9 protein-coding genes are annotated in these 7831 nt (G+C 70.7%); 5 read left to right on the forward strand and 4 right to left on the reverse strand.

Features of this window, described 5'->3' with window-relative positions; translation table 11 throughout:
* Window positions 1–24 precede the first annotated feature (24 nt).
* The 3 genes from proC to E4O86_RS14160 all read right to left on the reverse strand — a co-directional run bounded on the left by proC (window position 25) and on the right by E4O86_RS14160 (window position 1889).
* Window positions 25–834, reverse strand: a complete 810-nt coding sequence (gene proC, locus E4O86_RS14150; RefSeq protein WP_161141197.1) for a pyrroline-5-carboxylate reductase — start codon at window positions 832–834, stop codon at window positions 25–27.
* The gene (locus E4O86_RS14155) at window positions 834–1334 is read right to left on the reverse strand and encodes a type III secretion system chaperone family protein (protein WP_161141198.1); all 501 of its coding nucleotides are present in this window, start codon (window positions 1332–1334) and stop codon (window positions 834–836) included. Before E4O86_RS14155 ends, proC begins: the two co-directional genes overlap by 1 nt.
* Window positions 1335–1556: 222 nt before the next feature.
* Complete coding sequence (locus E4O86_RS14160; RefSeq protein ID WP_161141199.1) at window positions 1557–1889, reverse strand: accessory factor UbiK family protein; 333 nt, start codon at window positions 1887–1889, stop codon at window positions 1557–1559.
* 202 nt (window positions 1890–2091) lie between these two features.
* Here E4O86_RS14160 and lgt point away from each other — a divergent pair, with 202 nt between their 5' ends.
* The 5 genes from lgt (at window position 2092) to E4O86_RS14185 (ending at window position 7013) form a co-directional block, all read left to right on the forward strand.
* Window positions 2092–2898, forward strand: coding sequence for a prolipoprotein diacylglyceryl transferase (lgt, locus tag E4O86_RS14165; RefSeq protein WP_161141200.1), 807 nt, complete (start codon window positions 2092–2094; stop codon window positions 2896–2898).
* The gene (locus tag E4O86_RS14170; RefSeq protein ID WP_343039166.1) at window positions 2895–3965 is read left to right on the forward strand and encodes a class I SAM-dependent methyltransferase; all 1071 of its coding nucleotides are present in this window, start codon (window positions 2895–2897) and stop codon (window positions 3963–3965) included. Before lgt ends, E4O86_RS14170 begins: the two co-directional genes overlap by 4 nt.
* 32 nt (window positions 3966–3997) lie before the next feature.
* Window positions 3998–4792 carry a peptidoglycan editing factor PgeF gene (pgeF, locus tag E4O86_RS14175; RefSeq protein ID WP_246206399.1) on the forward strand — a complete coding sequence of 265 codons (795 nt, stop codon included), beginning with the start codon at window positions 3998–4000 and terminating at the stop codon, window positions 4790–4792.
* A gap of 2 nt (window positions 4793–4794) precedes the next feature.
* Window positions 4795–5946 carry a M24 family metallopeptidase gene (locus tag E4O86_RS14180; RefSeq protein WP_161141201.1) on the forward strand — a complete coding sequence of 384 codons (1152 nt, stop codon included), beginning with the start codon at window positions 4795–4797 and terminating at the stop codon, window positions 5944–5946.
* Between the two features lie 134 nt (window positions 5947–6080).
* A complete protein-coding gene (locus E4O86_RS14185; protein ID WP_161141202.1) occupies window positions 6081–7013 on the forward strand; it encodes a ribose-phosphate pyrophosphokinase in 933 nt (310 codons plus the stop codon).
* Between the two features lie 15 nt (window positions 7014–7028).
* On the opposite strand, the gene E4O86_RS14190 is transcribed toward E4O86_RS14185, so the two are convergent.
* Window positions 7029–7831 (reverse strand): chromate transporter (locus E4O86_RS14190; protein ID WP_161141203.1); only part of this gene is annotated, 803 nt, incomplete at its 5' end.

The raw sequence follows: 7831 nt of genomic DNA on the forward strand, positions 1-7831 counted from the left end.
AATCGCGCCCGCCTGCCGCGCAGCTCAGCCGAGCTCGAGCGAGCGGGCGCGCGCCGCCGCCACCGCCTTGGTGAGGAGCGACTGCAGCCCGTCCGCCGCCATGAGAACCGCGAGCGCCGCGGCCGTGGTGCCGTTCGGGGACGTCACGTTCTCGCGGAGCTTCGACGCCGGAAGCGCACTTTCGGCGAGCAGCGCGCCGCCGCCGACGACCGTCTGGCGCGCGAGCCTGTCCGCGAGGCCGGCCGGAAGCCCTGCCTGCCGGCCCGCCTCCGCCAGGCATTCGGCGAGGAGGAAGACATAGGCCGGGCCGGAGCCCGACACCGCGGTGACGGCGTCGATATGCCCCTCGTCGTCGATCCAGGCGGCCTCGCCGACCGCCCCCAGCAGCGCATCGACGAGCGCACGGCCGCCGGCATCCAGGCGATCGTTCGCACAGGCGACGCTCATGCCCTTGCCGACCTGCGCCGGCGTGTTCGGCATGACCCGGACAACCGGCTGCCCGGCCGGAAACGCGGCGGCGATGCGCCCGAGGCCCACGCCGGCCGCGATCGAGATCACGATCGTCGCGGGCCCGGCGCGCCCGGCGATCGCCGGCAGCACGGTCTCCATCGATTGCGGCTTGACGGCGAGGACGATCACCGCCGGCGGTGCGGCCTCCGCGGCCTCGACCCGGACGCCGCGCCCGGACCACGCCTGCTTCGCGCCTTCGTCCAGATAGGGATCGACGATGGTCACACCGGCGGCCGGCAGCCCCAGTTCGAGCCAGCGCTCGAGCATGGCGCCGCCCATCTTCCCCGCCCCCACGAGAAGGAGCGGGGCGGCGCTCTCCAGCATCAGGCCTCGCCGTGCGTCTCGAAGAGGACCGCGCCGAGCGCCTCTTCCGGGGACTTGCCTGCCCAGATCACGAACTGGAACGCCTGGTAGTAGCGCTCGCACGCCTCGACGGCGGCATTCAGCATGGCCTCGAGCTGGCCCGAGCCCGCTTCCATGCCTTCGGTCAGCAGGAGCCCGTTCCGGTACATCACGACGCCTTCGGCCTGCCACAGGTCGAAATGGCCGATCCAGAGCTGCTCGTTGACGAGCGCGAGCAGGCGCATCACCTCGTTCTTCCGCCGCTCCGTAACCTTGAAGTCGAACGCGCAGGCGAGATGGAGGGCTTCGAGCTCACCCATCCAGGACAGCGAAATGTTGTAGTCGCACCAGCTGCCGGACACCGAAATGGTGATCTCGTCCTCGCCGGAGCGGTCGAAGGCCCAATCGTGGGAGGACGCGATTTGCTCGACCAGATCGACAGGGTTCTGATGGATGGACATGTCGATGTCGATCAGACTCATTGGGATGTCCTCGCTGTTTTGGGAGGAAGAACGCAGGACGAAGGAAGCTCGGACCCGGTCGGGCCGGTCGGCGCTTGATGCCGAAGGGTGATCCAAGCTTTCTGACCCCGCGATAGGATGGGTGAGCAGCGCGAATCTCTTGTCGTCCGCCGATAGTGAAACACGCCGCGACCCGAATGGCACCGTCTCAATCGGCGGGCGGGACTTATCCCGCGAAAAAGATCAGATATCGGTGCCGGCCTCGGACCCGGCCTCGGGGGCGGCTTCGCGCGTGCCTCGCGCACCGTGGCGGGCCCCGCCATCGAGCTTCGCCAGGCGCGTCTCGAGCTCCGCCACCCTTACCTTCAGGGCCTCGGCCTCGGCGCGGGCGCGCGCGGCCATTTCGCGCACCACCTCGAAATCCTCGCGCTGGACGAGGTTCATGTCGCCCAGGAAGCGCTCCGCCTGGTGACGGAAGGCGGTCTCCGCCTCGCGGCGGACCCCCTGCGCAACGCCGGCCGCATCGGTCATCAGCTTCGCGAACTCGTCCAGGATGCGGCTGGAGGTTTGGGTCATCGTACTCTCCCGCGGGCTGCCAATACTCGGCCCGGCGTCCCGCCGGATCGGCCGCCCATCACGGGCCCGGGTCGGCGCCGGCGAGACAGCCTCCGCCAGACCCGACAGATAAAGCGCGTTATCGACAGAAACAAGGCCGCGGCTTGACGCCGGCGGCGGGCCCAACGCATGGTCCGGCCGCCTCGAAGCCAAGCCGGGCCGCATGCGCTTTCCCGATATCGACCCGATCGCCTTCCAGATCGGTCCCGTCGCCGTCCGCTGGTACGGGCTCGCCTATCTCGCCGGCATCCTGCTCGGCTGGGCTTACGCCAAGCGGCTCGCGCGCACGCAGCGGATCTGGGGCGACCGCCCTGCCCCGATCACCCCCGCCGACATCGACGACCTGCTGATCTGGGTGACGCTCGGCGTGGTCCTCGGCGGCCGGCTCGGCTACGCGATCTTCTACCAGCCGGGACATTTCCTCGACGACCCGCTCGGCTTCTTCCGCCTCTGGCAGGGCGGAATGTCGTTCCACGGCGGCATGCTGGGCACCACGCTCGCGCTCGTCCTCTTCGCGCTCAGGCGGCGGATCCCGGTCCTCTCCCTGCTCGACGTCGCCGCCGCCGCAACGCCCTTCGGCCTCTTCTTCGGACGGATCGCCAACTTCATCAACGGCGAGCTCTGGGGTCGTCCGTCCGACGTGCCCTGGGCGATGGTCTTCCCCGGCGCCGGCCCGGAACCGCGCCATCCGAGCCAGCTCTACGAGGCGGCGCTCGAGGGCGCGGCGCTCTTCCTCGCGCTGCGCTTCCTGACCCATTCGCTCCGGAGCCTGGGGCGGCCGGGCCTGACCTGCGCGGCGTTCATCGGCCTCTACGGCCTGTTCCGGACGATCGTCGAGTTCTTCCGCGAACCCGATCCGCAGCTCGGCTTCATCACGGGCTTCTTCACGATGGGCATGCTGCTCTCGATCCCGATGGTGATCGTGGGAGCGGCCACGGCGGCCTGGGCGATCGCGCGCGCGCGGCGGTGACGACGCCCCTCCTCGACCGTCTCCGGCGCCTCATCGCCGCCAACGGACCGATCACCGTCGCCGACTACATGGCGATCTGCCTCGGCGATCCGGATCACGGCTACTACACCACCCGCGACCCGCTCGGCGCAGCGGGGGACTTCACGACGGCGCCGGAGATCAGCCAGATGTTCGGCGAGATCGTCGGCGCCTGGCTCGCGCATGCCTGGCGCCTGACCGGCGCACCTCCCGGCGCCCGTCTCGTCGAGCTCGGACCCGGCCGCGGCACGCTCGCGGCGGACGTGCTGCGCGTGCTCGCCCGCATACCCGGCCTCGAGGGCATCCCGGTCGATCTCGTCGAGACCAGCCCCGTGCTGCGCAAGCGCCAGGCGGAGACGCTCGCAGCCCATGCGGGGCGCGTGAGCTGGCACGACCGCCTCGCCGGCGTGCCCGGCGCGCCGCTCCTCCTCGTCGCGAACGAGTTCTTCGACGCGCTCCCGGTGCGGCAGTTCGTGCGGGCCGCGGGCGCCTGGCGCGAACGGGTGGTCGGGCTCGACGGAACCGGCGCGCTCGCCTTCGGGATCGGCCCCGGCCAGATCGAGACGGCGTTCGATGCACCCGAGGGGGCGATCCTGGAGGTGAGCCCCGCCGCGAACGCCATCGCGGAGGAGATCGGGGCGCGGATCGCCCGGAACGGCGGCTGCGCCATCGTGTTCGACTACGGACACAGGCGCACCGCGCCCGGCGACACGCTGCAGGCCGTCCGCCGCCACGGCTACAGCGATCCGCTCGCCGCGCCCGGCGAATCGGACCTGACCGCCCATGTCGACTTCGAGGCGCTCGCCAAGGCCTTCCGCGCAGGCGGAGCGGTGCCGCACGGACCGATCGGCCAGGGCGAATTCCTGCTCGCGCTCGGCCTCCTCGAACGCGCGGCACGGCTCGGACGCGGCCGCGGCACCGCAGCGCAGGAGGCGCTCCGCGCCGCGGTGGAACGGCTCGCCGGGCCGGATGCGATGGGCACGCTCTTCAAGGCGATGGCGGTGACGCCCGCGGACGTCCCGCCCCCTCCCTTCCCGAACGCGATTTGACTCGGCAGCAACCCGGCGGCAACGTCCCGGCCATGACGGACCAGATGCGGCCCTTCGGGCTCACCGCCGCCGCGCTCCAGCGCGTGCCGGGGGTCGCCCACAGCTTCTTCACCCGGCAGGGCGGCGTGTCCTCCGGCCTCTACGACAGCATGAACACCGGAATCGGCAGCCGCGACGACAGGATTGCCGTGCTCGCCAACCGGGCGCGGGCGGCCGCGCATCTCGGAGTGCGGCCGGAACGTCTCGCGACGCCCTACCAGGTGCACAGCGCCGACGCCGTGGTGGTGACCGAGCCGTGGGAAGCGGGAAAAGGCCCGAAGGCCGACGCTCTCGTGACGGACCGGCCGGGCATCGCCATCGGGATCGGGACCGCCGATTGCGGGCCCGTTCTCTTCGCCGACGGCAGCGCCGGGATCGTCGGCGCCGCCCATGCCGGCTGGAAAGGCGCCTTCACCGGGGTGCTCGAGGCGACCATCGAGGCGATGGAGGGCCTCGGCGCCGAACGCGGCCGCATCGTCGCCACGCTCGGCCCGATGATCTCCGCCGATGCCTACGAGGTCGGGCCGGAATTCGTGGCGCGCTTCGTGGCGGCCGATCCGGAGAACGCCGCCTTCTTCCGTCCGTCCGAGCGCGACGGGCACGCGATGTTCGACCTCCCCGGCTATATCGCCGCCCGCCTGCGCGCAGCCGGGATCGGCACGGTCGACGACCTGGCGCTCTGCACCTATTCCGACGAGAACCGGTTCTTTTCCTATCGCCGGGCGACCCACCGCAACGAGCCGGATTACGGGCGCCAGCTCTCCGCCATCGCCCTACAGGAGCCTTAGACATGGCCCTCCATTTCGAGCAGGACGAGTTCGACGCGCGCAAGGCGCACGTGCTCGAGGAGATGGCGCGGCGGAAGATCGACGCCCTCCTCATGTTCGCGCCCGAAAGCCATTACTGGCTGAGCGGCTACGACACCTTCGGCTACTGCTTCTTCCAGTGCCTCGTGCTGACGCGGGACGGAAAGCTGACGCTCCTCACCCGCTCCGCCGACCTCCGCCAGGCGCGGCACACCTCGCTGATCACGGAGATCGTGGTCTGGGCCGACCAGATGAACGCCAGCCCCGCGCTGCAGCTGAGGGAGCTCCTCGACGATCTGGACCTGCTCGGCTCCCGGATCGGGATCGAGTACGACACCCACGGCCTGACCGCAGCGAACGGGCGCGCGATGGACGACACGCTGAAGAGCTTCGGCGACATCGAGGACGCTTCCGACCTGGTGCGGAGGCTGCGCGCCGTGAAGAGCCCTGCCGAGATCGCCTATGTGCGGCGGGCGGCCGAGCTCGCCGACGACGCTCTCGACGCGGGGCTCGCCGCGATCGGACCGGGCGCCGACGAGGGCGCGGTCCTCGCCGCCATGCAGGACGTCATCTTCCGCGGCGGCGGCGACTATCCGGCCAATCCCTTCGTCATCGGATCGGGCCGGGACGCCCTCCTCTGCCGCACCAAGACGGGCCGGCGGAAGCTCGACGAAATCGACCAGATCACGCTCGAGTTCGCCGGCACGTTCCGGCTCTACCACGCGGCGCTGATGCGCACGGTCGTGGTCGGGGTTCCGAGCGAGCGGCACCGGGAGCTCCACGCGGCCGCCGCCGAGGCGCTCGCCGCCTGCGAGGCGGTGATGCAGCCGGGCCGGACCTTCGGCGAGGTCTACACGGCCCATGCCGAAGCGCTCGACGCGCACGGGCTCGCGCGCCACCGGCTGAACGCATGCGGCTATTCGCTCGGGGCGCGCTACGCCCCGTCCTGGATGGACTGGCCGATGTTCTACCGCGACAACGAGGTCACGATCGCGCCGAACATGGTGCTTTTCGCGCACATGATCCTGATGGATTCCGACACCGAGACCGCAATGTGCCTCGGTCGGACCTATCTCACGACCGAAGGCGCGCCGGAATCGCTCTCGCGGCACGGGCTCGAACTCATCGTGCGCTAAGGCGCCCCGCCGCCGGCGCGAACAGGGTTGTTGTGGCACCCGGACGACATTGCTACAAGCGCGCCGTCCTGTGACCCCGCGCATGCGCGCCGGGCCGCGGCTCGCCCTGCCCTGAGGCTCGAGGACCCCTCCGCATGAAGATCGTCGCCGGCAATTCCAACCGACAGCTCGCACAAGCCATTGCCGGATATCTCGATTCCGAACTGACCCAGTGCGCGGTCCGCCGCTTCGCCGACCAGGAGATCTTCGTCGAGATCCAGGAGAACGTCCGCGGCGAGGACGTCTTCGTGGTGCAGTCCACGAGCTTCCCGGCGAACGACAATCTGATGGAGCTTCTCATCATCATCGACGCGCTCCGCCGCGCGTCCGCCCGCCGCATCACGGCGGTGCTGCCCTATTTCGGCTATGCCCGCCAGGACCGGAAATCGGCGGCACGCACGCCGATCTCGGCGAAGCTCGTCGCCAACCTCATCACCGAGGCCGGAGCCGACCGGGTGCTGACCGTCGATCTCCATGCCGGGCAGATCCAGGGCTTCTTCGACATTCCGACCGACAATCTCTACGCCGCCCCGGTCTTCACGCGCGACATCAAGGAACGCTACGAAACCAATAACGTCATGGTGGTTTCGCCCGACGTCGGCGGCGTGGTCCGCGCCCGCGCGATCGCCAAGCGCATCGACGCCCCGCTCGCCATCGTCGACAAGCGCCGGGAGCGGCCGGGCGAGTCCGAGGTGATGAACATCATCGGCAGCGTCGACAAGCGGCACTGCCTGCTCGTGGATGACATCGTCGATTCGGGCGGCACCCTCTGCAATGCCGCCGACGCCCTCCTCTCGATGGGCGCGATCTCGGTGACGGCCTACATCACCCACGGCGTGCTCTCCGGCGGCGCCGTCGCGCGCATCACGGCCTCGAAGCTCCGCGAGCTCGTCATCACGGATTCCATCGAGACGACCAGCGCGATCCGCGCCGCCCACAACATCCGCGTCGTTTCGATCGCGCCGCTGCTCGGCGAGGCGGTGAGCCGCACCGCGCTGGAGAAGTCGGTCTCGAGCCTCTTCGACTGATTTCGGACGCCGCGATCAGATCCCGAAAAGCTTCAGCAGGGCGCCCGCCGCCGCGGCGGCCGCGAGCGTCGGGACCATGCCGACCCGGAAGCGCAGGAGCATGAGGCCGGCGGCGAGCGCGATCGCGCCGGCACGCCAGTCGAAGGACGAGAGCTCCGGCACCGGCAGCGCGACCGGCCCGAGCCGCGCCACGCCGACCTCGGCGAAGAGGACGTGGATCGCGAACCAGACCGCGAGATTGGCGATGACGCCGACGACCGCCGCGGTGATGGCGGAGAGTGCGCCGTTGAGCGCGCGGTTGCCGCGCAGCGCCTCGATGAAGGGCGCGCCCAGGAAGATCCACAGGAAGCAGGGCGCGAACGTCGTCCAGACGGTGACGAGCGCGCCGATCGTGCCGGCGAGATAGGGGTCGAGCCCCGTCTCGCCGCGGAAGCCGCCCAGGAACCCGACGAAGACGAGGACGAGGATGAGCGGGCCGGGCGTCGTCTCGGCGAGGCCGAGCCCGGTCAGCATCTCGCCCGGCGCCAGCCAGCGATGGACCTCCACCGCCTGCTGCGCGACATAGGCGAGCACGGCATAGGCGCCGCCGAAGCTCACCGCGGCCGTCTTGGAGAAGAACACCGCCTCCTGCGCGAAGACGTGGTTCCAGCCGAGGACGAGGACGAGCGCGGCGACCGGCACGAGCCAGACCGCGCCCCAGACGAGCCCCGTGCCGATCGCGCGGCTCCAGGACGGCGGTTCGGAGCGGAGCGCCACTGCGTCGGCCGGGTCGGCGGCCGCCCCGCCCCCGCCGGGCCCGAGCAGCGTCGGCGCGAGGC

The organism is Propylenella binzhouense, assembly GCF_009866965.1.
GTDB lineage: Bacteria > Pseudomonadota > Alphaproteobacteria > Rhizobiales > Afifellaceae > Propylenella > Propylenella binzhouense.